Origin of the sequence: Streptomyces sp. NPDC058307, assembly GCF_042880295.1 — a bacterium.
In the GTDB taxonomy this organism is placed as follows: Bacteria; Actinomycetota; Actinomycetes; order Streptomycetales; family Streptomycetaceae; genus Streptomyces.
The window spans coordinates 1-21973 of record NZ_JBHVYZ010000011.1 but is presented as its reverse complement, the minus strand read 5'-3'; the positions used below and the strand labels follow the sequence as shown (position 1 = coordinate 21973).

At 70.0% G+C, this 21973-nt stretch carries 22 protein-coding genes; 14 read left to right on the top strand and 8 right to left on the bottom strand.

Features of this window, described 5'->3' with window-relative positions; all coding sequences use genetic code 11:
• The first annotated feature begins 55 nt into the window (after positions 1–55).
• Positions 56–763 (top strand): phosphotransferase, encoded by a 708-nt coding sequence (locus ACFVYN_RS10725; protein ID WP_389995554.1) that lies wholly within the window; start codon positions 56–58, stop codon positions 761–763.
• Between the two features lie 133 nt (positions 764–896).
• Here the strand turns inward: ACFVYN_RS10725 and ACFVYN_RS10720 are convergent, their stop codons facing one another.
• Positions 897–1133: a hypothetical protein gene (locus tag ACFVYN_RS10720; RefSeq protein ID WP_389995551.1), complete on the bottom strand. Its 237-nt coding sequence runs from the start codon at positions 1131–1133 to the stop codon at positions 897–899.
• Positions 1134–1407: 274 nt separating this feature from the next.
• On the opposite strand from ACFVYN_RS10720, the gene ACFVYN_RS10715 reads away from it, so the two are divergent.
• Together ACFVYN_RS10715 and ACFVYN_RS10710 are read left to right on the top strand one after the other, a co-directional pair.
• The gene (locus tag ACFVYN_RS10715) at positions 1408–2367 is read left to right on the top strand and encodes a DUF1152 domain-containing protein (protein ID WP_389995549.1); all 960 of its coding nucleotides are present in this window, start codon (positions 1408–1410) and stop codon (positions 2365–2367) included.
• 152 nt (positions 2368–2519) lie between these two features.
• Positions 2520–2804: a hypothetical protein gene (locus ACFVYN_RS10710; RefSeq protein WP_389995547.1), complete on the top strand. Its 285-nt coding sequence runs from the start codon at positions 2520–2522 to the stop codon at positions 2802–2804.
• A 29-nt stretch (positions 2805–2833) separates the two neighbouring features.
• On the opposite strand, the gene ACFVYN_RS10705 is transcribed toward ACFVYN_RS10710, so the two are convergent.
• The 4 genes from ACFVYN_RS10705 to ACFVYN_RS10690 form a co-directional block, all read right to left on the bottom strand.
• The gene (locus ACFVYN_RS10705; RefSeq protein WP_389995544.1) at positions 2834–3577 is read right to left on the bottom strand and encodes a DUF4232 domain-containing protein; all 744 of its coding nucleotides are present in this window, start codon (positions 3575–3577) and stop codon (positions 2834–2836) included.
• 734 nt (positions 3578–4311) lie between these two features.
• Positions 4312–5169: a hypothetical protein gene (locus tag ACFVYN_RS10700; protein ID WP_389995541.1), complete on the bottom strand. Its 858-nt coding sequence runs from the start codon at positions 5167–5169 to the stop codon at positions 4312–4314.
• A gap of 203 nt (positions 5170–5372) precedes the next feature.
• Complete coding sequence (locus tag ACFVYN_RS10695) at positions 5373–5552, bottom strand: hypothetical protein (protein ID WP_389995538.1); 180 nt, start codon at positions 5550–5552, stop codon at positions 5373–5375.
• Positions 5553–5914: 362 nt separating this feature from the next.
• Complete coding sequence (locus ACFVYN_RS10690; RefSeq protein WP_389995535.1) at positions 5915–7378, bottom strand: benzaldehyde dehydrogenase; 1464 nt, start codon at positions 7376–7378, stop codon at positions 5915–5917.
• A 137-nt stretch (positions 7379–7515) separates the two neighbouring features.
• Here ACFVYN_RS10690 and ACFVYN_RS10685 point away from each other — a divergent pair, with 137 nt between their 5' ends.
• The 5 genes from ACFVYN_RS10685 (at position 7516) to ACFVYN_RS10665 (ending at position 14277) form a co-directional block, all read left to right on the top strand.
• A complete protein-coding gene (locus ACFVYN_RS10685; protein WP_389995532.1) occupies positions 7516–9969 on the top strand; it encodes a SpoIIE family protein phosphatase in 2454 nt (817 codons plus the stop codon).
• Positions 9970–10725: 756 nt separating this feature from the next.
• Positions 10726–12162: a carboxylesterase family protein gene (locus ACFVYN_RS10680; RefSeq protein ID WP_389995530.1), complete on the top strand. Its 1437-nt coding sequence runs from the start codon at positions 10726–10728 to the stop codon at positions 12160–12162.
• 63 nt (positions 12163–12225) lie between these two features.
• On the top strand, positions 12226–13251 hold the full coding sequence (locus tag ACFVYN_RS10675; protein ID WP_389995527.1) for an alcohol dehydrogenase catalytic domain-containing protein: 1026 nt from the start codon (positions 12226–12228) through the stop codon (positions 13249–13251).
• 43 nt (positions 13252–13294) lie between these two features.
• Complete coding sequence (locus tag ACFVYN_RS10670) at positions 13295–13750, top strand: YybH family protein (RefSeq protein ID WP_389995524.1); 456 nt, start codon at positions 13295–13297, stop codon at positions 13748–13750.
• A 146-nt stretch (positions 13751–13896) separates the two neighbouring features.
• On the top strand, positions 13897–14277 hold the full coding sequence (locus ACFVYN_RS10665; protein ID WP_389995521.1) for a VOC family protein: 381 nt from the start codon (positions 13897–13899) through the stop codon (positions 14275–14277).
• A gap of 46 nt (positions 14278–14323) precedes the next feature.
• Here ACFVYN_RS10665 and ACFVYN_RS10660 read toward each other — a convergent pair whose 3' ends face one another.
• Positions 14324–15259 (bottom strand): helix-turn-helix domain-containing protein, encoded by a 936-nt coding sequence (locus ACFVYN_RS10660; RefSeq protein ID WP_389995518.1) that lies wholly within the window; start codon positions 15257–15259, stop codon positions 14324–14326.
• Between the two features lie 126 nt (positions 15260–15385).
• Between ACFVYN_RS10660 and ACFVYN_RS10655 the strand changes: the two genes are divergently transcribed.
• From ACFVYN_RS10655 to ACFVYN_RS10630, 6 genes are all read left to right on the top strand, one after another.
• On the top strand, positions 15386–15781 hold the full coding sequence (locus tag ACFVYN_RS10655; protein ID WP_389995516.1) for an MmcQ/YjbR family DNA-binding protein: 396 nt from the start codon (positions 15386–15388) through the stop codon (positions 15779–15781).
• Positions 15778–16146 carry an MmcQ/YjbR family DNA-binding protein gene (locus ACFVYN_RS10650; RefSeq protein WP_389995513.1) on the top strand — a complete coding sequence of 123 codons (369 nt, stop codon included), beginning with the start codon at positions 15778–15780 and terminating at the stop codon, positions 16144–16146. Before ACFVYN_RS10655 ends, ACFVYN_RS10650 begins: the two co-directional genes overlap by 4 nt.
• A 100-nt stretch (positions 16147–16246) precedes the next feature.
• Entirely contained in the window at positions 16247–17560 is a 1314-nt protein-coding gene (locus ACFVYN_RS10645) for a replication-associated recombination protein A (RefSeq protein WP_389995511.1), read from the top strand.
• A 164-nt stretch (positions 17561–17724) separates the two neighbouring features.
• Positions 17725–18480: an SDR family oxidoreductase gene (locus ACFVYN_RS10640; protein ID WP_389995507.1), complete on the top strand. Its 756-nt coding sequence runs from the start codon at positions 17725–17727 to the stop codon at positions 18478–18480.
• A 40-nt stretch (positions 18481–18520) separates the two neighbouring features.
• On the top strand, positions 18521–19210 hold the full coding sequence (locus tag ACFVYN_RS10635; RefSeq protein WP_389995504.1) for a TetR/AcrR family transcriptional regulator: 690 nt from the start codon (positions 18521–18523) through the stop codon (positions 19208–19210).
• 545 nt (positions 19211–19755) lie between these two features.
• Complete coding sequence (locus tag ACFVYN_RS10630; protein WP_389995502.1) at positions 19756–20034, top strand: hypothetical protein; 279 nt, start codon at positions 19756–19758, stop codon at positions 20032–20034.
• 320 nt (positions 20035–20354) lie between these two features.
• On the opposite strand, the gene ACFVYN_RS10625 is transcribed toward ACFVYN_RS10630, so the two are convergent.
• Positions 20355–21038 (bottom strand): response regulator, encoded by a 684-nt coding sequence (locus ACFVYN_RS10625; protein ID WP_389995499.1) that lies wholly within the window; start codon positions 21036–21038, stop codon positions 20355–20357.
• Positions 21039–21090: 52 nt separating this feature from the next.
• A partial coding sequence (locus ACFVYN_RS10620; protein ID WP_389995496.1) for a sensor histidine kinase occupies positions 21091–21973 on the bottom strand: 883 nt, incomplete at its 5' end.

The window sequence follows — 21973 nt, the reverse complement described above, 5'->3', positions numbered from 1 at the left end:
GGACCAGACGTCCGCCCCGAGCAGGCCGTTGCCGTGCGACGGATAGGGTCCCTGCATGCAGACGGGTGGGTTACTCGGCTCCGGCCGCAGCGCGGACGTGTTCGCCATCGATGATCACTGGGTCCTTCGCCGATACCGCGACGGCGGCGACGTCAGCGCCGAAGCTGCCGTGATGGCCTACCTCGCGGAGCACGAGTATCCGGTGCCCCGCCTCCGCAACCCGGCGAGCGCCGGAGGCAGCACGGCGCCGCGAACCGACCTGGTGATGCAGCGACTGCACGGCCCGTCCATGCTTCAGGCGCTGCTGAAGGGCATGCTCACGGCCGAGGAGGCAGGAGCGGGGCTCGCCGGTCTGCTGCACCGCCTGCACTCGGTTCCCGCACGGGTCTCCGACGATCCCGTCGATCGGATCCTCCACCTCGACCTGCACCCGGACAACGTGATGCTCACCTCGGACGGGCTCATGGTGATCGACTGGCGCAACACCCAGGAAGGGCCACCCGGACTGGACTGGGGAATGTCGGCCCTGATCCTGGCGCAGGTCGCTGTCGGCAACACGGCCCTGGCGACGCCGGCCCGGGCAGTACTCGCCTCACTGCTGGCACATCTCGACCCCGCGATCAGCCTGGGAAGCACCGACTCCGGATGCCTTGCGGAAGCCAGGAAGAGACGGGCGGCCGACCCGTCGATGAGCGAGAGCGAGACGCACCTTCTCGATGAAGCCGTGGAGTTGATACTTGAGCTGACGCCCTCCCGACCTTGAACGACAAGCTCAGAGCAGGGCGCGCAGGTCGTCGAGCGAGTCCGGGGTGTCGAGCAGCCGGGCCCCGTTGGGGAACAAGGTCAGACGTCCAGTGAAGGCCCGGGCTTCGATCCCGCGCCTGCTGACGTGCTCGCTACTCGGCGTACCGGACCGCCCTCTTCACATCAAGTTCCACTCCGGCCCGCATCGCGCCCTGCTCCTTCGCGTGCTCGGTGACCGCGGCCTGCACGTCGCGGGCGAGGTCACGCCATGCCTGCCACGCGGTCTCGTAAGCGGGCGGGTCGCCTTGGCCGCGTAGGGCTTGCACGGCGGCGTGCGCCTGGTCGGCGGCGCGTTGCTTGTCCAGGAGTTCTTCGAAGGTGTGTGTCACGTAGGGACTTTAAGCCGCGCGGCACCGAGTTCCCCGCCGCGACCTGTACAGCGAGGGATTCGCTCGAGTCCTTCTCGGTCGGGTCGGCTTCTCTGCCGCCCGCTGCTGCAGCTGTTTCAGGTGTCTCATGAGCGGGCGCCGGCCAGGGCTCGTCATCGCATCAGGTCAACTCTGACGGTCGAGCCTGGATGCCTTCATCCTGTTGCTCTGCGACTCCGTCGCCGCGTCGACAACTCGGGAGCGCCCGGCGTCGGGTCCCGGGACAATGATCGGTATGACGTCTCTCCACTCCAACCCGCTTTTCACTCGGCTTGCCGACGCCGAACGGATCCTCGTCTCGGGCGCGGGTGGGGGCTTCGACATCTACTCCGGCCTGCCATTGGCCCTTTCCCTCTTGCATCAGGGCAAGCAGGTGTATCTCGCGAACCTTTCCTTCAGCGCGCTCGAGGGTCTTCCGATCGACGACTGGGTCGCCCCCGACCTGGCCGCTGTCACTCCCGACTCCGCTCTGCACCAGAGCTACTTCCCGGAGCGGACACTCGCTCAGTGGCTGCACCGGCACGGCTACCCGTTCCACGTGTACGCCTTCCCCCAGACCGGGGTGCGTCCGCTGCGCGCCGCCTACCAAGCACTGGTCGAGCTGCACCGTATTGACGCTGTGGTACTGGTCGACGGCGGTACGGACATTTTGATGCGCGGTGACGAAGCCGGGCTCGGCACTCCGGAAGAGGACTTGGCCAGCGTGGCGGCGCTGGCCGCGCTGGACGGTATACCAACCCGCCTCGTCGTTTCAGTCGGCTTCGGGGTGGACGCGTACCACGGCGTAAACCATGTGCAGGTATTGGAGAATATCGCCGCGCTGGAGCGCGACGGCGCATACCTCGGTGCGTTCTCGATACCGCGTGCCACCCGTGAGGGCGCTCTCTACCTCGACGCGGTGACGCACGCTCAGGAGCACACCCCGGAGCACCCCAGCATCGTGAACGGTTCCATTGCGGCAGCCGTGCGCGGCTCGTTCGGCGATGTCCGGTTCACCGACCGCACCCGGGGCAGCGAGTTGTTCGTGAACCCGCTGATGTCCCTGTACTTCGCCTTCGACCTTCCGGGCCTGGCAGCACGCTGCCTCTACCTGGACCGGATCGAGGACACCCACCTGATGCGCCAAGTCCATTCACGGATTGCCGAGTTCCGCGAATCCACAGTGACTCGCCCGCCCCGCCGTTTCCCACACTGACGACCAGGCCGACGATGCGCTGCCCTGTGCCATCGCTGCGTCCCCAGGAACGATGTCACGGCCATCGGTGCAGTGGGCTACGGAGCAGTCCGGCTTCCCCGGAGTATCTCGATACCCGCTCGGTCGGTGTCCTCCGGTACCGCGTCGAGGCGATGGATCAGCACCCAGCGACCGTCGTCCATCACCTCACCGCCGGACAGGCCGGTGATGCGCCCGCCTTCACCGACGTCATGGCCCGCCCGCGCGATCCGCGAGCGCCTGCGCAAGCGCGGCATCCGGGCGGTGAACCCCGTACCCGCCGACCAGCGCGGACACCGGCTACGTCGAGGCGGCCGCGGCAGCAGGTCACCGGCCTCGACCCCGCGACCGATGAGCAGCGCAACACCGTCGAACGGTGCGTCAACCGCCTGAAGCAGTGGCGCGGCCTCGCCACCTGAGGGCGTGCGGTGGTCCCCCGCGCCACTGCTCAGAGCTGGATGATCGGGCGCATCGCCAGTCCCTCGGTGCCGGCCCAGCCGTTCACCCGCGCCGCGTCGTCGACGGAGACGGTGTCGAGACCGTCGGGCAGGTCGAAGACGAGCGTGCCCCTCAGTTCGGTGCCCTCGCCGGCGACCAGGGTGGCGGTGAAACGGTCGGACTGGTCGTACTCCGCCTCGCCGCCCTCGTCGTTGCCGAAGGCGTACAGGCCGGCGTACGCCTTGCCGCCTCCCTCGACGACGACGGGTTCGGTGTCCGGCTCTCCGAGCGTGTCGACGATCGGGGCGTCGTTGCCGGCCTTGAGCCGTACCTGCGGCGCGTCGTTGAGGACGCACGGCGTCCTGGTGCTGTTGGTGACGGTCAGCAGGAAGTGGCGGGGGGTCTCCCCCGAACCGTCCTGGAGCTCGACCGCGGTGTTGAGCCCGGTGACCTCGCAGTCGGCGTACGAGGTGCCGTTGCCGCCGCCGGTCTCGCCGCTGTCCCCGGTCCCCGCGCCCGTCGTGCTGCTGCTGCCGGTCCCGGAGTCGCCCGTGGACTCGGTGCTCTTCGACGTACTCCCCCCGGCCGGGGCGGAGCCCGAGCGGGCGGCGGTCGGCGATGCGGCTGCCTTGTCGTCATCCCCGGACGGCTGGCAGGCGGTGGCCGTCAACAGAGCCGCGACCATGGTCACGCCCAGGGCGGCGCCACGCAGGCCCCGACGCGATGAGCCGGGTCCGACCGTCTTCGAGTTCATGCCGTTTCCTCTTCCCCCGTGACCGACCCGAAGTCGGTCGATGTGTACGCGACATGGGCAGTCTTGCCACTCGGGGGAGCCGGATGACCGTCGGCCCGCGTTTGTTACAGCCCTCGCACGAAGCAGCAGCCGTGACGTGACCATGACTCCGAGAGCCACTGCTGAGGATGAGAGGTGATCTGCCCGCCGGGACATGGGAAATGAGTGCGGGTTTCAGGGCTGTAGTCGGGCATCAGGTGCAGATCCACGTGCTCGGCGTTCTCGGCGAGAGACCGCATTGCCACGCAGGCCCTCGTCGACGAGGAGACCCTCCTGGCGGACGCGCCATGCGTGCCTGGCTCAGGGGGCCGCGGCTCGCAAAGGCGGGCGCCGGCGGCATGCTGGTCGGCCTCGCCGACGCCACCCGTCCGCCCGGTGGCGGTTTCGAGGCTCCGTACGGTTCCCCGGATCGCGCCGAACTCACCCAGCGGCCGGCCGCCCTGACCGTCCGGGAACGGGAGACGGCCGAACCGGTGGCGCGCGGGCTCACCAGCCGGCCCATCGGAGCGAACCGGCTCTACGTCAGCCGGCACACCGTAGAGCCCCCTGTCTCCGCGCTTTCCGCAAGACCGGGGTCTCCGGAGCCGTTTCGGGGACGCCCGGGCGGAGCAAGGACCGAGCCTGGCCCAGGTGCCCTCGGCGGTGATCGGTGAGCCTCTGCGAACCGGCCACCGCCGTCTCGGCCGGGAAGCCGCCTACCTGACGTCGACGAAGTCGCCGGGCGCCGTCGCCGAGCCGGTCGTGGTGGTGCCGGCGAACACGAAGCGGTAGTAGCCGTCGGAGACGGCCTTGGTGGTGGTGCTCAGGGCGCCGGTGCTGTTCGTCTTGACCGTCTTGAGCGTGGTGTAGGTGTTGCTGCCCTTCTTGCGGAACTGCAACTTCACCGGCTGGTTCGTGTATCCCGCGTACTTCCCCGTGGTCCAGTTGGCGCGGCTCAGCTTGCCGGTGACCGTGATGGTCTTGCCCTTCTTCACCGGCTCCGGGGCGGCGTTGGCGGTCAGCTTGGCGGCACGCTTGATCTGGGTCCTGGCGACGTCGTCGTCGTAACTGGCGTTCGCGTAGAGGTCGTAGGCGCCCAGGAACACCTTCCAGGTCCCCGCGGTGCCGTTGCCGTCCTTGAAGGCGACCGCGGGGTCGATGGTGAAGACGGTCTTGCAGCTGTAGCTGTAGCCGTTCTCGACCGGCGTCTCCGTGCAGGTGGGGTAGTCGTCCGACTCCAGGCTGCCGGTGATGGTGTCCGTGCTCGAACTGTCGGTGCCCTGCCACAGGAACGCCTGGGTGATGGCTACACCCTCCTCGTCGAAGGCGGTGAACGTGACGGGAACGGCCTTCTTGCCTGTTACGCCGAGAACGATGTCTTGGCCCTTGTTGACGACTCCGTCCTTGAAGGTGGTGCCGCCCAGCGCGTCCTGCGGCCGGACGCTGTGGGCGGCGAAGAGTCTGAGATCCTTCGCCGCCCCAGGGTGTTCCGCTGCCTGGGCGGTGCCCGGAAGAGCGAGTGCCGAGAGTGCGACGGCGCCGGAAAGGACGGTGGCCGCAGTGGGTATACGCATGTGAATCCCCCAAGGTGAGATCGGGTGGACCTGCCGAACTGACCTTATGGCAGGGCCTGTTGATATGGTGAAGATTCGGTGAACGCCCGGATCCCGCGGCAGCAGCTCAGCGCCTGGATGCCGATGACCGTGACACGGATGCCGTTCGACCGCTTGCCCGCGAAGACGCCACAGAGCAGAAACGCCCCGGCGATCAGCGGACGTCAGCACTGCCACGCGACGGAGCAGCCCGGCCCCTTGTCCCGACCGTGGTCGGCTGCGTCGTTCACCACGGCCGACGACAGGCCGCCCGCCGCCAGGTTCAGCACGGCCTGGACCCATGCCCCCGCCAACGCCGGCCTGACACTCTTCGCCATCTGCGCTTTCACGCTCGGTGCCGTCATGAGTGCAAGGAAACGGCATACGTGTCAGGGGCACATCGGTAGGAGTACGTAGTCCGTGTACGTATGTGCCGTCGCCACCCGGCCACCGCGACCTCCTCCGCGGCCGCCGCGACCTCCTCCGCCGTCGTTTCGGCGCGCGGAAACACGCTGGCTGCTCTCGGTGACGAGGTCCACGGGCGAGACACAGGATGCGAGCGCCGTGCCGACCCCACCGACCCCGCCGACCCCGCGACCCCGCGACCCCGGCCGACCGCACGGTCGACGCCCCCTGGACACGGCGGGGCGCAGGCAGGCCCGCCCCCGGTACAGGACGTAGGACAGGCACAAGCCCTGCCCCCACCGACCGCCGAACGAGCGGCCCGTCAGACCCCCTCGGTGACCGTCATCCAGCGCCACTGGGTGAACTGCTCCAGATTGGCGGTGCCGCCGATGCGGGAGCCGTTGCCCGATGCTCCCATCCCGCCGAAGGGGGCGTTCGCGGCGTCCTTGGCACAGACGTCGTTGAGGTGCACCATGCCGGTGCGCAACTGCTCGGCGATGACCGCGGCCCGCGGCACCGAACGGGAGTGCACGGCCGCCGTGAGGCCGTACACGGTGTCGTTGGCGATCTCGACGGCCTCCGTGTCGGTACGGAAGGGGACGACAGGGGCGACCGGCCCGAAGATCTCCTCGGTGAAGGCGGGCATGGTCCGCGCGACGTGGTCCAGGACGGTGGGCGGGTAGAACAGCCCGTCGCGGCGTCCGCCGGCCAGCACCCGCGCCCCGGCGGCCACGCTCTCGTCCACGATGCGTTCGATGTTCGCGGCCTGGCGCTCGCTGATCACGGGACCGAGGGCCACCCCCTCCTCGCGGGGGTCGCCGACCCGCAGCGCGCCGGCCTGTTCGATCAGCGCCTCGGTGTACGGCTCCACGATGTCGGCGTGCACCAGATGACGTCCGGCGGCGACGCAGGCCTGCCCCTGGTAGCCGAAGGAACTCATCGCCCCGGCCGCCGCGGCGGCGTCGATGTCGGCGTCGTCGAGCACGACGATCGAGTTCTTGCCGCCCAGTTCCAGGGCCACCCGCTTGAGCCCGTCGCCCGCGGCCCGGGCCACCGCCCGTCCCGCCTGGGTGGATCCGGTGAACACGACCATGGCGACGTGCGGATCGGCCACGACCGCCTCACCGGTGCCGGTGCCTCCGGGCAGGACGTGCAGCAGCCCCTCGGGCAGTCCGGCCTCCTCGAACAGCCGCGCCACGAGGACGCCGCCGGACACCGGCGTGTGGGGATCGGGTTTGAGCAGGACGGCGTTGCCCAGCGCAAGGGCGGGCGCGAGGGCCCGCATGGCGAACAGCAGGGGGGCGTTCCAGGGGTTGATGACGCCGACCACACCCAGCGGTACCCGCCATGCGTAACTGGCCCGGCCCGGTGCCGACGGGCTCAGGATCTCGCCGCGGGGCAGCGAGGCGAGCCCGGCGGCCTGCGCCAGCTGACTGAGTCCGGCCGCGATCTCGTAGTCGCCCTTCGCCGGGACGCCTCCGGACTCCCTGACGATCCACTCGCGGACAACCCCGGTGTGCGCGCGCAGCGCCCGGGCGGCCTCGAGCAGGACCTCGGCGCGTTCCTGGGGTGGCGTCTCGGCCCAGGCCCGCTGAGCCCGGGCGGCCAGGGCACCGGCCCGGGCGACATCCGCGGGCGCCGCCACACCCACCTCCGCCAGCCGCTCTCCGGTGGCGGGTTCGTTGACCGGCTGGGTCCCGCCCCCGGACTGCCGCCAGCCGCCGCTGTAGATCTTCCCGGTCCACTCGGCCGCGTCCGGCCACGTCCCCTCGCTGGTGGCAGTCATGGCAGGACCCCCATCATCGCTACATTGGTAGCCTTTTGGGACTTATGACCCCGTTAAGCTTATATGTTCGACCGATTCCCTGTCGGTTGCTCGCGGCCGGGCCGGGGCGCACGGTGGAAAGACCGAGGTGAGGGCGGATGAACGTGATGACGGGTTCTGAAGCCGCCGACGACGACCGGGCGGCCCTACGGCCGGAGGACCCCGTCGACGAGTCGGCCACGGCCAGAGCCACCGTGGATCCCCACGGCATCGTGACCGGGTGGAGCGAGGGCGCACGGCGACTGCTCGGATACCGGTCCGCGGAGGTCATCGGCCGACTCGCGGCGCCGTTGCTCGCCGCGGAGCCGCCCTTGGAGGCGCTGCGCTCCCTGCACACGCTGCCGAGGTGGAACGGGGCGGCGACTCTCCTGCACTCGGACGGCCACCACCTCACAGTGAACCTGCTGGCCCACCGCCGGGAACCCCACTCCGAGGACGACGGGGGCGGCGAGTGGCTCCTGGTCTCCCCCCGGGCCCGGCCGACGTCGCCCCGCCGGGACGACGCGCTGCTGATGTGGGCGTTCACCCAGTCCCCGGCCACGTCGGCGCTCTACGACACCGGTCTGCGGCTGCGGCGGGCGAACGCGGACATGGAGCGGGTGATCGGCCTCCCCGAAGCGGCGATGCAGGGGCTGCGGGTGTCGGAGATCGTGGTCGACTCGGAGGGCGACCGGACGGAACAGTGCATGCGGCGGGCGCTGGAGACCGGAGAACAGCAGCATCTGCAGCAGGTCCTGCGCCTGGCGGGCCACGCGAGCGAGAGCATCTGGTCGACGGCGCTCACCCCCGTGAAGGACGCCGGCGGAACGGTACGGGGCGTGCTCCTTTCCGCCCACAACGTGACCGAGGAGCACCTGGCCCGACGGCGTCTGGCCCTGCTCAACGAGGCCAGTATCCGCATCGGCAGCACCCTGGACCTGGCCCGGACCGCGCAGGAACTGGCCGACGTCGCCATCCCGCACCTCGCGGACTTCGTCACCGTCGACCTGCTGCCCGCCATCGAAGGCGGCGACGACCCACGCGCCAGCTCGCCGCCCAGCCCGGTCATGCTGCGCCGTGTCGCCTACCAGTCGGTCCTGGAGGGCTGCCCCGAGGTCGTGGTGGAGCGCGGCACAGTGGCCGCCTACCCGGACGAGTCGACCGCGGCCAGGTGCCTGAGCACCGGCCGACCGCTGATCGAGAACGTGACCGCGCCCGCGATGGACCAGGTGGCGACCCAGGCCCCGGACCGGGCCGAACGGATGCGGCGCTACGGCTTCCACTCGGTGCTGGCCGTGCCGATGCGCGCCCGCGGCATCACCCTCGGCGTGGCGACGTTCTCCCGCCACCGGCGCCCGGAACCCTTCGAACGGGACGACCTGCTCCTCGGCGAGGAGATCACCGCCAGGGCCGCCGTCTGCATCGACAACGCCCGCCGCTACGACCGTGAGCGCCGCACCTCCCTCACCCTGCAGAGCAGTCTCCTGCCGCAACGGCTGCCCCCGCAGGCCGCCGTCGACGTCGCCTCCCGCTACCTGCCCGCCAGTGCGCAGGCCGGCGTCGGCGGCGACTGGTTCGATGTGATCCCGTTGTCCGGCGCCCGGGTCGCGCTCGTCGTCGGCGACGTCGTCGGCCACGGCATCCAGGCCTCGGCCACCATGGGACGGCTGCGCACCGCCGTACGCACCCTCGCCGATGTCGACCTCCCGCCCGACGAGTTGCTGACCCACCTGGACGACCTGGTCATCCGCCTGTCCGCCGAGGCCGAAACCACAGCCACCACAGCCGACACCGTCGGCGACATCGGCGCGACCTGTCTGTACGCCGTCTACGACCCGGTCTCCCGGTGCTGCACCGTGGCTCGCGCGGGCCACCCCGCACCCGCGGTGGCGACGCCGGACGGCACCGTGGAGTTTCCCGACATCCCCGCGGGTCCGCCGCTGGGGCTCGGCGGCCTGCCCTTCGAAGCCACCGAGATCGAACTGCCCGAAGGCAGCCTTCTCGCGCTGTACACCGACGGTCTCGTCGAGGAGCGTGGCCGCGACATCGACGAAGGTCTCGACGCGCTGCGCGAGGTGCTGGCCCGGCCGGCCGCGTCCTTGGAGGACACCTGCGACACCGTGATCCAGAGGCTTCTCCCCGACCGCCCCGCCGACGACGTGGCGCTGCTGATAGCCCGCACCCGCGCCCTGGACGCGACACATGTCGCCACCTGGGACGTGCCGGCGGATCCCGCAGCGGTCGCCGAGACCCGTAGGAACACGCGTCGGCAGCTGGCCATGTGGGGCCTGGACGAGGCCGCCTTCGTCACCGAACTGGTCGTCAGCGAACTCGTCACCAACGCCATCCGCTACGGCGGCGCCCCCGTCCAGCTCCGGCTCATCCGGGACCGCAACCTCATCTGCGAAGTCTCCGACGCCAGCAACACCGCCCCCCACCTGCGCCGTGCCCGCACCTTCGACGAAGGCGGCCGCGGCCTGCTCCTCGTAGCCCAGCTCACCCAGGGCTGGGGCACCCGCCAGACCTACGACGGCAAGACGATCTGGGCCGAACAGGTCCTCCCCACGGCCTGAACGACATTGCCCTCCGCGCAGGATCCGCAGCCGGAGGGGGCGGTGGCCATCTCGCCGGTCTCGGCGTTGTGGCCGGCGGTCCAGGTCTTCTTGGCGAGTGCGGCGCTGGCCACCACTTCGTCCCCGTTCGGGAAAAGTTCGCGTTCAGCCACCCGATCGCGCATGTGCCGGGCCCCGGCCAGGCCGTCCTCGATGCTTGTGCCACGCGATAGGCGGCTCTTGTGGACGATCGCCGCCGACGACGCCTTCGAACCGGGCTTTCCCTTGACCTTGATTCGGGCCGTGCGCCAAGGCCGACCTCGCCCCGCCCGCGCCGGCCAACGATCAGACAGGACGGCGCACCACGCCGTAGACACCCTCGATCTGGACCGGGGCATGCAGCCCGGGCCCCCGTGATCTATGGGCGGCGCGCATGTGGTCGGCGATCGCCCAGCCCGCCAGGCGCCAGGCACCGGGACGCGAGGCCGGTGACCGTGGCCGGACATCCCTCCGGGATGCCGCCGCACCGGCCTTCCTGGGCAAGGCAGCGTGTCGAGCCAGAGAACCCGCAGATGGCAGGGCCTCAGGTCGCCCTCGCCTGCCCGGCGGCGCACGAGAGGAAGAAGAGGAGCAGGCAAGTGTCACCTGCTGACCACCAGGTGACCGCTACTCGCCGGGCGCTGTGTCGGATCGCGGGAAACGATGGGAGACGTCACCTCGAGCGACCAGCCGCCGAAGCACCGCGCGAACACCCGAACCGCGCTGGAAGGACATGTCATGACCGCCCCCGCTCCCAAGGCTCCGACTGCACCAGGGGTGCGGTCCTGGTGGGGAATCCCGTACGCCACCGCCGAGCGGTACCGCCGCCCCGTGGTCGCGGACTTCGATCCGGACCTTCCCTACGACCGCAAGGGCGTCGTCTCCGTCCAGCCCGACAGCGGCGACTGGCTCGAAGCGGACAGCGGGATGGGCGAGGACTGCCTGAACCTGAACGTGTGGGCCCCCGAGCAGCCGGCCGACAAGGCGCTCCCGGTGACCGTGTACGTCCACGGCGGCGGATTCGAGTACGGCGCGAACACCCAGATCACCTCGAACGCCTCCGGTCTCGCCGCGACGGGGCGCGTGGTGAGCGTGTCGGTCAACTACCGGCTCGGCGCCCTGGGCGCGCTCTCGCTCTCCCAGTACGGCGGACAGCTCGCCGAGGCCGGCAACCTTTTCCTGCAGGACATCATCGCCGCGCTCACCTGGGTCAAGCGGAACATCGTCCACTTCGGCGGCGACCCCGACAACGTCACCGTCTACGGCCACAGCGCCGGCGCCTACTCCACCTTCGGGCTGCTCGGCGCCTCCTCCGCCGACGGCCTGTACCGGCGCCTGGCCGGGTTCTCCGGCGGGCCCGCTCGTAGCGTCCCGGCCTGGTGGGCCGAGGAGCTCGCGCACCGGTTCGTCACCGAACTCGGCGTCGCGGACAACCCGGAGAAGCTGCTCGACCTCGACGCGGTCTCCCTGATGAACGCCCTGCGCAAGGTCGCCCCGACGGACCTCGGAGTCCGCGGCGGGGTGGACAACAAGGCCACCGGCGTCGTCCTGGACATCGGGCAGCCCGGCGCGGTGGTGCACGCCCATCCCATGGACGTTCTCGCCTCGGGCGCGCACCGCGATGTCGACGTACTGCTGAGCATGGCGAGTGACGACATGGGGTGGTGGGTGACGAACGACCTCGACCGTTTCGACCCGCACACCCTCGACCGCGTCGTCGACGAGGTCGCGGGGTGGCGTATTTCCCGCTCCCGCGCGCAGAAGATCGTCGACGTCTACGACCAGGGCGGCCGTACCCCGGCCGAGGTCCGCGCCGCGGTCATGGCGGACTACCTCTTCGCGCTCCCGGCCGCCCGCGGCGCCCTGGCGCACGCCGCCGCGGGCGGCAACGCCCATCTGCTCATGATCGGGCCCGCCGAGGGCGCGCCCGCCGTGCACGGCACCGAGATGTACGCCCTGGTCGGCCAGGAACAGCCGGGTCGCAGCGCCGAGCAGGCCGAGCGGGACACGCAGATCCGCGACATCGTCCTCGACTTCGCCACCGGCGAGCAGTCCCGTCTGTGGCCCGCCGTCGCGGACAAACCCACCTCGGGAAGCGTCGGCAAACCGCCCTTCGAAGCCACCGCCCACTACCGGCAGGCCCTCGACCTGTGGGAGGGCATCGACCGCCCCTGACGGCCGGCGGGACGCCATCCGGAAGAGCACATCAGGGGGCGAAACAGAGACAGGGAGCTCGGCATGAGCCAACCGACAACAGCAACCGGCGGCACCGCACCGGCGACGATGCGGGCCGTCGTCGTCACCCGGCCCGGCGGCCTCGACGCCCTGGAGATCAAGGACGTGACGGTGCCCGTCCGCAAGCCCGGCTGGGTGCGGATCAAGGTGAAGGCGTTCGGCGTCAACGAGTCCGAGGTCACCACCCGCAAGGGAGAGTCGGACGCGGTGGTCACCTACCCGCGCGTGCCCGGCATCGAGGGCGTCGGCGTGGTCGACGAGGCCGACGAGGACAACGGGCTGCGGCCGGGCCAGCAGGTGGCCACCATGATGGGCGGCATGGGCCGCTCCTACGACGGCGCGTACGCCCAGTACGTGACCGTTCCCGCCGGGCAGGTCATCCCGTTCGAGACCAGCCTGCCGTGGGACGTCGTCGGCGCGCTGCCCGAGATGTTCCAGACCGCCTACGGATCCCTGACCCGCGGCCTGGACCTCAAAGCCGGGCAGACGCTGCTGATCCGCGGCGGCACCTCCACGGTCGGGCTGAGCGCGGCCACCATCGCGAAGGACCTCGGCGCCACCGTCATCTCCACCACCCGCAGCCCCGGCCGGGCCGGGGAGCTGCGGGCCGCGGGCGTCGACCATCCCCTCGTCGACAACGGCACCCTCGCCGACCAGGTGCGCGAGCTGATCCCGGACGGCGTCGACGCCGCCCTGGAACTGGTCGGCTGCTCGGTCCTCCCCGACACCCTGAACGCCGTCCGCCGGCACGGCACCGTCTGCTTCACCGGAGCCCTGGCAGGACAGTGGTCCATCCCGGACTTCACCCCGTTCATGATCCCCTTCGGGGTACGCCTGACCTCCTACGGCGGTCAGGCCGCCGACCTGCCGGCCGACGTCTTCGCCCACCAGCTCCAGGCCATCGCCGCCGGACGCCTCAACGTCCCGGTCGCGAAGGTCTACCACGGCCTGGAACAAGTCCGAGACGCCCAGGCCGACCTCGAATCCGGCACCACGCCGGGCAAGCACGTCGTCGTCCTGGACGACTGAAAGAAACACATCCCCTGGTTCGCCGACAGGCACCGGCTGGGGCATGCACAAAGAAACGGAGGACGCCGTGGGCGTCAACAAGGAAGAAGTCAGCAAGACCCTCATCGAGCTGGAGAAGTCGTACAACGAACGCTTCAGCGTCGGCGACCCGGGTGGCTACCTGGACGGCTTCGCGGACGAGGTGAGCTACTTCGACCCGATCCTCGAGAACATCGTGGTCGGCAAGGAGAAGACCGTCGCGTGGCTGTCGTCCATCTACTCCGACCCGCACATCGTACGCAGCGAGTACCTCAACCCGACGGTCCACGTCGGTGACAGCGGCGACTTCGCCGTCCTGGCTTACAACCTGAAGACCTACGTGCTCGACGAGGACGGCAACGACAAGCAGCGGCGCGCCTGGAACGCCACGCACGGCTACCGGCTCGTCGACGGCCAGTGGCTCATCGTGCACTCCAACTGGGCGTTCTCCCAGACCGTGACCGAAAGGACCGCCTCCTGACCGCGGCGGAGCCTGTGGGCCCAGCCTCACCAGGTCCCTCCGGCATGGCGAGCGGGGCCCCGCCTGTGCCGCCGGCATCCGGCCGGTGGTCGTCCCAGCCGCACCGATCAGCTCCGAGACCCGCCCCGCGACACCAGCGCACCCGAATGACCGAACGTCAGGATCCCGTGATCACGGACACCGCAACCGACGCCTACAGCTCCTTCACCGTGACCGACCTGGAATCGACCCGCGCCTTCTACCACGACGTACTCGGGCTGCACGTCGAGGACCGGGACGCCATGCTCACCATCCGCCTCCCCGGCGGTGCGAGCACCGTCGCGTACGCCTCCCGCAACCACCGACCAGCACGATTCACCATCCTCAACATCGTCGTCCCTGACCTCCCCACTGCTGTCGCGGACCTCACCCGACGCGGCGTGGATTTCGAGCACTATGAGGGAGTGCAGATCGACTCGGACGAGTGGCACGTCGGGCACTCCCACTGGGCGTTCACGCAGACCGCGAAGGCAGCCATCTCCTCCTGACGGGCAAGGCGCCTCCGACGGGCAAGGCTCCTCCGCCACGTTTGCGTCACGCGCCGGTCCTCGCCTCGCGGGCAGCGAAGGCGGCCGGGGTGAGGCCGGTGCGGTCGCGGAAGAAGCGGCCGAAGTTCGCGGGGTCGGTGAAGCGGAGGTGGGCGGCCACCGTCCGGGCGTCCCACCGGGCAGCTCCCAGCAGGCGCCGGGCTTCCAGGAGGCGCCGCTCGTCGATGAGTTCACGTACCCCCTTGCCGGTGGCGTCCCGGGCGGCACGGCTCAGGGTGCGGACCGAACACCCGAGCAACTCGGCGTAGTCCGCGGCTTGATGCAGCTCACGGAAATGCAGTTCCAAGGCGTCCAGGAAGCGCCCGTACCTGTCGGCACGGCCCGCGTCGGCCGTGGTCATGTCGATGGGGGCGATGCCCGGGACGTTGGTCAGGCGCAGCAGCAGCGATTCGAGCAGGCTGCGGCGCAGGGCGTGGTGCATGTCGAGGGGGCGACGTCCCAGTGCGCGGTGTTCGGCCAGGAGCTGGAGTGCCGTCTGCTGGAGCCAGGCGGTGTCGCCGGCCTGCGGGCTGAGCACGGCCGGGGCGTCGTGCGCGGTGAGCGGGGCCAGCAGACGGGCGATGTCGGGCCGCAGTACGTCCGGTTCGAACAGGATGAACGGGCCGCGGGCGGAGCCGGGCGGATGCCAGCACAGCGTGTGTCCGGGACGCACCCACAGCCACTGGCCGGGGGCGACGGTCCGCGTGACGTGGTCGACGTCGTGCCGCAACTCGCCCTCGGTGACCGCGATGAGGTAGTGGAAGGTGGCGCGGACCGGGCGGGGCGGGTTCCACGGCCAGTCGTCGTGCTGGGCGAAGAAGTCCTCGATGGTGTTCACCTCCAGGCCGTAGGGAGTACCGACCGGGGGCTGGAAACCGTACAGCGGAACCGCAGCCGGTTCAGCCCGTCCGCTTGGGCCGGGGTGTCGCTTGTCGACCATCATGTGTCCGCAGTTTACTGCGCCTTATGTCGGCTTCGGGGAGAGAGTGGGAGGCGTCGCCACGACCGCGCAGCGCGCCACTCGGTCATGGGCTGTCCATCCCGCACTCACCCGATGAAGGAAACGTTCGTGAACGAAACATCCCTGCACAAGACCGCCGCCGCCTGCGCCGAGGAGCTCCCCGGCGCCCAGCTGGAGCACCCCTTCGGCCCCGACTGGGAGGTCTACAAGGTGCGCGGCAAGGTGTTCATGCTGATGACCGAGGTCCCGGGGCGTCCCGTCGTGATCCTCAAGGCGGACCCCGACGAGGCCCACGCCCTGCGGGAGCAGTACGGCCACATCACCCCCGGCTACCACATGAACAAGAAGCACTGGATCACCCTGGAGAGCGGAGAAGGCGTCGACAACGAGCTCATCAGGGAACTCGTCACCGACTCCTACCGGCTCGTCGTCGCCCAACTCCCCCGGGCGGAGCGGCCCGTCGACCCGCACACCTACGGCACCGGCACACGGGCGGTCCGATGAGCGCGGCCGGCGACCGGCTCCAGGACACCGCCCGCCGGGCGGCCCTGGCCCTCCCCGATGTCAGCCACGACCACCCGTTCACCCCCGGCCTCGACGTGTACAAGGTCGCGGGCAAGGTGTTCCTGATCGTCACCGACGACCCGGACGAGCAGATCATCACGGTCAAGTGCGAACCCGAACACGCCCGCGCGCACGTACGCGACCACGCCTCGATCACACCGGGCCGCTACCTCGACAAACGCCACTGGATCTCGCTCGGGCCCGGCCCCGGCATCACCGAGCGGCTGGTCACCGACGCGGTCGAGGATTCCTACGACCTGGTCTGCGAGAGGCTGCCGCGACGCGACCGCCCCGGTGCCCGATGAACGCCGCGAGTTCCCCCACGATCGGCTGAACCGAAGCCTGTCACTGCCCCCTGCACGGCTTGCCACGTCCGCACACGTCCGCCTGCGACCCGAGAGACCGATGGAACCCACCGAAGCGACCCTGCCGCTCTTCGGCGAGGAGCCCTCCCGGCCCCTCGCCGACCGCCTGCGCCCCACCCAGCTGGACGATGTCGTCGGGCAGGACCACCTCCTTGCCCCGGACGCCCCGCTGGGCCGCATGGTCGCCCAGCAGCGCCTCAGCTCCGCCATCCTGTGGGGGCCGCCCGGCGTCGGGAAGACCACCATCGCCCGGCTCCTCGCGGACGCCGCCAACCTGGCCTTCGAACCGGTGTCCGCCACCTTCTCCGGCGTGGCCGATCTGCGCAAGGTCTTCGCCACCGCACGAAGCCGACGCGGCATCGGCCAGGGCACCCTGCTGTTCGTCGACGAGATCCACCGCTTCAACCGCGCCCAGCAGGACAGCTTCCTGCCCTACGTCGAGGACGGCACGGTCACCCTGATCGGCGCCACCACGGAGAACCCGAGTTTCGAACTCAACGGCGCCCTCCTCTCCCGCACCCAGGTCCTCGTCCTCAAACGCCTCGACGAAGCCGCACTGTCCACGCTCCTCGACCGCGCCGCGCAGCTCACCGGCCACCATCTGCCCCTGGACGACGACGCCCGCCGCGCCCTGATCGCCATGGCCGACGGCGACGGCCGCTACCTCCTCAACATGGCCGAACAGCTCCAGGCCCTCCCGGACAACGAAGCCGCCCTGGACACCGCCGGGCTCGCCCATCACATCCAGCAGCGGGCCCCGCTGTACGACAAGGCGCAGGAGGGCCACTACAACCTGATCTCCGCGCTGCACAAGTCGATGCGCGGCTCCGACCCGGACGCGGCCCTGTACTGGCTCGCCCGCATGCTCGACGGCGGCGAGGACCCCCTGTTCGTGGCCCGCCGCCTGGTCCGCTTCGCGAACGAGGACATCGGCATGGCCGACCCGCACGCCGTGCAGCAGGCACTCGCCGCCTGGGACGTGTACGAGCGACTGGGCTCCCCCGAGGGCGAGTTGGCGATCGCCCAGGCAGTCGTCCACCTCGCCACCGCCCCCAAGTCGATCGCCGTCTACCGCGGCTTCAACGCCGCACACCGATCCGCCCGGCGCACCGGCTCACTCATGCCACCCGCCCACATCCTCAACGCCCCGACCCGGCTGATGAAGGACCTCGGCTACGGCAAGGACTACCGGTACGACCCTGACACGGCCGACGGGTTCTCCGGTGACGACTACTTCCCCGAGGGCATGGACCGCGAGACGTACTACCAGCCCACCCGCAACGGCTACGAAGCCCAGCTCACCGAGCGCCTGCGCCACTGGGCCACTCTGCGCGCCCGCCGGCAACGCGGCTGACCGGCCGGAGTAGGCGGTCGACATCGGCTTGAAGACCATGTCGTGACCGAACCGCCCCGGACGTCGATGGTAAGTGGATCGACTTGCCTTAGGGACGGTGCGGGAGTTACTTTCAAGTGGTGAGTCCATCGACTTACCATTCGCCTCGGCAAGGAATCGTGAACATGAATCGTCTTGCGGGCAAGCGCGCCCTCATCACCGGCGGCACGAGCGGGATCGGCCTGGAGACCGCGCGGTGCTTTGTCGCCGAGGGCGCCGACGTGCTGGTCACAGGCGTCACCCCGGCCAGCATCGACAAGGCGCGGCAGATCCTCGGGGACAAGGTGCCGGTGGTGCAGGCCGATGCCCGCGACCTCGATGCGCAGCGCGGCCTGGCGGAGCGGGTGCGTGAGCACTTCGGCCGGCTGGACGTGGCGTTCCTGAACGCCGGCGTCTCGGACTGGCGGCCGTTCGAGGACCACACGGAGGACAGTTTCGACCGGCTCTTCGACATCAACGTCAAGAGCGTCTTCTTTCTCACCCAGGCCCTGGTGCCCGTGCTGGCCGACTCGTCCTCGGTCATCCTCAACGCGTCCAACAGCGCGCACGGCGGCTACGGGCAGTCGAACGCCTACGCCGCGACGAAGGCGGCCATCAGCTCCCTGATGCGGTCGTGGAACGCGGACCTGCTGAGGTCGCACGGCATCCGGTTCAACGCGATCAGCCCCGGCCCGGTGAACACCCCGCTGTACTCGAAGCTCGGGATCGAGGATCCCACGCAGCAGACGACAGTTCTGGAGGCGATCAGCTCCGGCATCCCGCTGGAACGCATGGGCACGCCCGGGGAGATCGCGGAAGCCGTGGTGTACCTGGCCTCCGATGCCTCGGCGTTCACCGTGGGCCAGGACCTTATCCTGGACGGCGGCCAGACCGTCCTCTGACAGCGAGGATGCGGCTGGGAGACGGGCGAAGGGCGTGGGTATGTCGGTGGCGGACCGTGACCGAGCGGAAACCGGTGGCGGGGGCCAGGCCGGGTATCACGCGCAGATCAAAGCGGAGAACCGCGCGCGCATCATCCGCGCCGCCCGCGACCTCTTCCTCGCCCGGGGATACGACAAGACCTCCCTGGCCCAGATCGCCAGGGAGGCCCACGTCTCCACCGGCACCCTCTTCAAGCGGTACCCCACCAAGGCTGCGCTGTTCGCGGCCGTCACCTCCGAACAGTGGCAGCTGGACGTGCAGTACGCCGCACCTCCCCCGCCCGGCGACCCCCGGTACGGTCTGGACCACATCGGCCGCGACTACGCCTGCCTGGTCTCGCGGCCCGGTACCGCGGCGCTGTGCCGCCTCGTCATCACCGAACTTCCCCACATGCCGGAGCTCGCCGACATCGTCGGCACCGGCTTCGCCATCGACCGCGGTCCCTTCTTCGACCGGCTCCGCGACTACCTGGACGCCGAAGCACAGGCCGGCACCCTCGACTTCCGTTCGGCCGACGGACAGCCACAGCCGGCATCCGCAGTGGCCGAACAGTTCCTCGGCATGATCTGCGGCCAGCTCCTGTGGCCTCAACTCGTACGCACCGACTTCGTCCCGCCCGACCCCACCGACACCACGATCGTGGACGAAGCCGTCGCCCTCATGCTGACCCGCTATCGCACCGGATCCTGAACCCCGGACCACCAAGAGCGGGCCGTACAGCAACCTGATCACCTGCCACCACACCACACCACGCCACCCACCACAGCAACATCGGTCGGATGGCGACGAGGCAGCCACTTCCGATTCCCTGCGTCCTGCGTCCTGCCGGCGTCCCGAATGCGGCGCCGGCCACTCACAGAGGCCGCGAACTGCCAGGTGGCGGCAACACTGTTGAACTCACGCGCAGCGGAGCCGGCGCAGCCAAGGGGACCAGGTGGGCGCCTATGATCGCGCGCCGGCGGCCCTGCGCGGACTCGACAAGCTTGTGGCCCTGGCGAGGACGCAGGCGCGCGGCTCCTCCCGATCGTCGGTGATCTTCGTGTCGTAGCTGGCGAACGCAGGCCGGAAGCAATCACTCCACTCGGCGTACGACCACAGCTGCGCCTCTGGTGGTACACCGGCAACCACCCTGGTTGTAGGCGCAGTTCAACCCCTGGTTGGGCGAGAGGGAACAGTCCTGCCCATTAGCTTTCCAGGTAGGGAACTGAAGGGACCTGGAAATGAAGCGACAACTCATGAGTACGTTCGCCATCCTGACCTTGGCCGGCTCCGGCCTCGTGGCCACGGCGAACAGCGTCTCCGCCGCCCCGTCCGCGATCACCTGCGCGAAGGTGTTCGACGACGGCAATACGGCCGGGATCAAGTGCACCGGTGGCGCCTTCAACGGGTGGGCGAAGTGCAAAAACGGCAAAGTCGCGATCGGCGCCACCGCGGCTTCCGGGACGACGTCCTACGCATACTGCACGAGCTACAACTCCTCACTCGCCTACCCGCGTGTCTGGGGCTACGGCTGAGCGTAGTTGTGGGCCAACAGTAGGGCAGCCGACCGCGTGCCGGCCCGCGCGTCAGACACCGCCCGGGCTGACGGACGGGGACGCCCGGAGCTCTGCCGAAGCCCTGGTCAGGGCGAATACGAAGTGCCCCTTCCCGGCAGCTCGAATGCCGGGAAGGGGCACTGGCGTACGGGACGCCGTCCAAGAGACGGCCTCGGGCCCGGCTGCGATGGCGTGGAGGATCATCTCCCGCCTCACCGCGCCAGGCCGCGGGGGCCCGGCTGCGGTCGCGCTCCTCTGACGCTCCCGGGCGCCTTTGACGACATGGCAGTTCCAACACCTCAGGTGTTGTCCGTGCCCCAGGATGCGGCGCCGCGGGAGGTCAGCCCGGTCTCGTACGCGAAGACCACCGCCTGGGCCCGACTGTTCAGCGTGAGCTTGCTCATGCAGCGGTGGACGTGTGTCTTGATGGTCGCCGTGCTGAGCACGAGTCGCTGGGCGATGTCGGAGTTGGACATGCCCGCCCCGACCAGCCCGAGGACCTCTAACTCCCTGGGAGTCAGCGCGTCGAGCCCGAAGTGCGCCTCGGGCGCGGCCGGGCGCGGGGTGTAGGTCTCGATGAGCCCTTTGATCACTGAGGCGCTGAACAGCATGTCGCCGGCGTGCACAGTGTCGATGGCGGCGAGCAGCCGGTCCGGTGGGGTGTCTTTGAGCAGGAAGCCGCAGGCGCCGACCTTCAACGCGCCGTAGACGTACTCGTCGAGGTCGAAGGTGGTCAGGACGAGGATCTTGGGGGGCGGGGACGCAGCCTGGGCAAGGATGCGCTCGGTGGCGGTGATCCCGCTGATGCCCGGCATCCGAATGTCCATCAGGATGACGTCGGGTCTGGTCTGCGTGGCGATCTCGATGGCCTCCTCGCCGTCCCGCGCCTCGCCGATGACCTCGATTCCCGGTGCGGCCCGTAGGAGTGCGACGAGTCCCGAGCGGATGAGGATCTGGTCGTCCGCGACGAGCACTGTGGGCATGCGTGGTTTCCGCCTTCCTCGCGGCTGCCCGGCCGGGAGCCGAGACGCTTGTTCACCTGTCGGGGGGCAGGGGAACGGTCAGTGCGACTTCGAACCCGCCCTGCGGGGCGGGGCCGGCGGTCACCGTCCCGCCGTAGATACCGGCCCGCTCGCGCATGCCGATCAAACCATGCCCGGCAGGCCCCGCGGTGGTGCCGACGGGAATTGCCCCCTGTCCGTCATCGGCCACCCGGACGCGGACCGCGCCCTCGTCGAAGTGCACCCAGACGCTCGCGCTCGCCGCCGGCGCGTGCTTCATGACGTTCGTGAGAGCTTCCTGAATGACCCGGTAGACGCACAGGTCGACGCCCGGCGGCAGCGCGAACGGGGCACCCGTGATCCGGACCTCGACGGAGACACCCGCGGCTTCGACGCGGCGGGCCAGCTGATCCAGCCGCCCGAGACCGGGGGCCGCGGTGTGGCCGCCCACCCCCTCCTGTGCGCGCTCGGTCCCTTCCCTGAGCACGACCAGCATGCGGCGCATTTCCGCCATGGCCTCGTGGGCACTGCCCGCGATGGTCTCCAGCGCCGTGCGGGCCGTCCTCGGATCGGAGGTGAAGACGTATCCGGCCAGGCCCGTCTGCACGGAGATCGCGGACACGTGGTGGGCGATCACGTCGTGCAGTTCACGGGCTATGCTCATGCGCTCGGCCATGACGGCCTGCTGCTCCTTCTCCTCCTGCTCCAGGCGCAGTTGCTCGCTGAGCACCGCGAGCCGCTCGCCGCGCTCCGCCAGTCGGCGGGACCGGTCGCCGGTCACCCACAGGACGGCGACCGTCACAGTCACGAAGACCACACTGAGCGGGCCGATCCCGGGCTCGGCGAGCCGCGTGCCCCACAACAGCACGAGCAACGATGCGGCGGCGCACTGCGCAGCGACCCTGCGCGGGCACTGC

Coding starts and splice junctions, on each gene's coding strand:
- ACFVYN_RS10725 (WP_389995554.1), top strand. CDS start 56: ATGCAGACGGGTGGGTTACTCGGCTCCGGCCGCAGCGCGGACGTGTTC.
- ACFVYN_RS10715 (WP_389995549.1), top strand. CDS start 1,408: ATGACGTCTCTCCACTCCAACCCGCTTTTCACTCGGCTTGCCGACGCC.
- ACFVYN_RS10710 (WP_389995547.1), top strand. CDS start 2,520: ATGGATCAGCACCCAGCGACCGTCGTCCATCACCTCACCGCCGGACAG.
- ACFVYN_RS10705 (WP_389995544.1), bottom strand. CDS start 3,577: ATGAACTCGAAGACGGTCGGACCCGGCTCATCGCGTCGGGGCCTGCGT.
- ACFVYN_RS10700 (WP_389995541.1), bottom strand. CDS start 5,169: ATGCGTATACCCACTGCGGCCACCGTCCTTTCCGGCGCCGTCGCACTC.
- ACFVYN_RS10695 (WP_389995538.1), bottom strand. CDS start 5,552: ATGACGGCACCGAGCGTGAAAGCGCAGATGGCGAAGAGTGTCAGGCCG.
- ACFVYN_RS10690 (WP_389995535.1), bottom strand. CDS start 7,378: ATGACTGCCACCAGCGAGGGGACGTGGCCGGACGCGGCCGAGTGGACC.
- ACFVYN_RS10685 (WP_389995532.1), top strand. CDS start 7,516: ATGAACGTGATGACGGGTTCTGAAGCCGCCGACGACGACCGGGCGGCC.
- ACFVYN_RS10680 (WP_389995530.1), top strand. CDS start 10,726: ATGACCGCCCCCGCTCCCAAGGCTCCGACTGCACCAGGGGTGCGGTCC.
- ACFVYN_RS10675 (WP_389995527.1), top strand. CDS start 12,226: ATGAGCCAACCGACAACAGCAACCGGCGGCACCGCACCGGCGACGATG.
- ACFVYN_RS10670 (WP_389995524.1), top strand. CDS start 13,295: ATGCACAAAGAAACGGAGGACGCCGTGGGCGTCAACAAGGAAGAAGTC.
- ACFVYN_RS10665 (WP_389995521.1), top strand. CDS start 13,897: ATGACCGAACGTCAGGATCCCGTGATCACGGACACCGCAACCGACGCC.
- ACFVYN_RS10660 (WP_389995518.1), bottom strand. CDS start 15,259: ATGATGGTCGACAAGCGACACCCCGGCCCAAGCGGACGGGCTGAACCG.
- ACFVYN_RS10650 (WP_389995513.1), top strand. CDS start 15,778: ATGAGCGCGGCCGGCGACCGGCTCCAGGACACCGCCCGCCGGGCGGCC.
- ACFVYN_RS10645 (WP_389995511.1), top strand. CDS start 16,247: ATGGAACCCACCGAAGCGACCCTGCCGCTCTTCGGCGAGGAGCCCTCC.
- ACFVYN_RS10640 (WP_389995507.1), top strand. CDS start 17,725: ATGAATCGTCTTGCGGGCAAGCGCGCCCTCATCACCGGCGGCACGAGC.
- ACFVYN_RS10635 (WP_389995504.1), top strand. CDS start 18,521: ATGTCGGTGGCGGACCGTGACCGAGCGGAAACCGGTGGCGGGGGCCAG.
- ACFVYN_RS10630 (WP_389995502.1), top strand. CDS start 19,756: ATGAGTACGTTCGCCATCCTGACCTTGGCCGGCTCCGGCCTCGTGGCC.
- ACFVYN_RS10625 (WP_389995499.1), bottom strand. CDS start 21,038: ATGCCCACAGTGCTCGTCGCGGACGACCAGATCCTCATCCGCTCGGGA.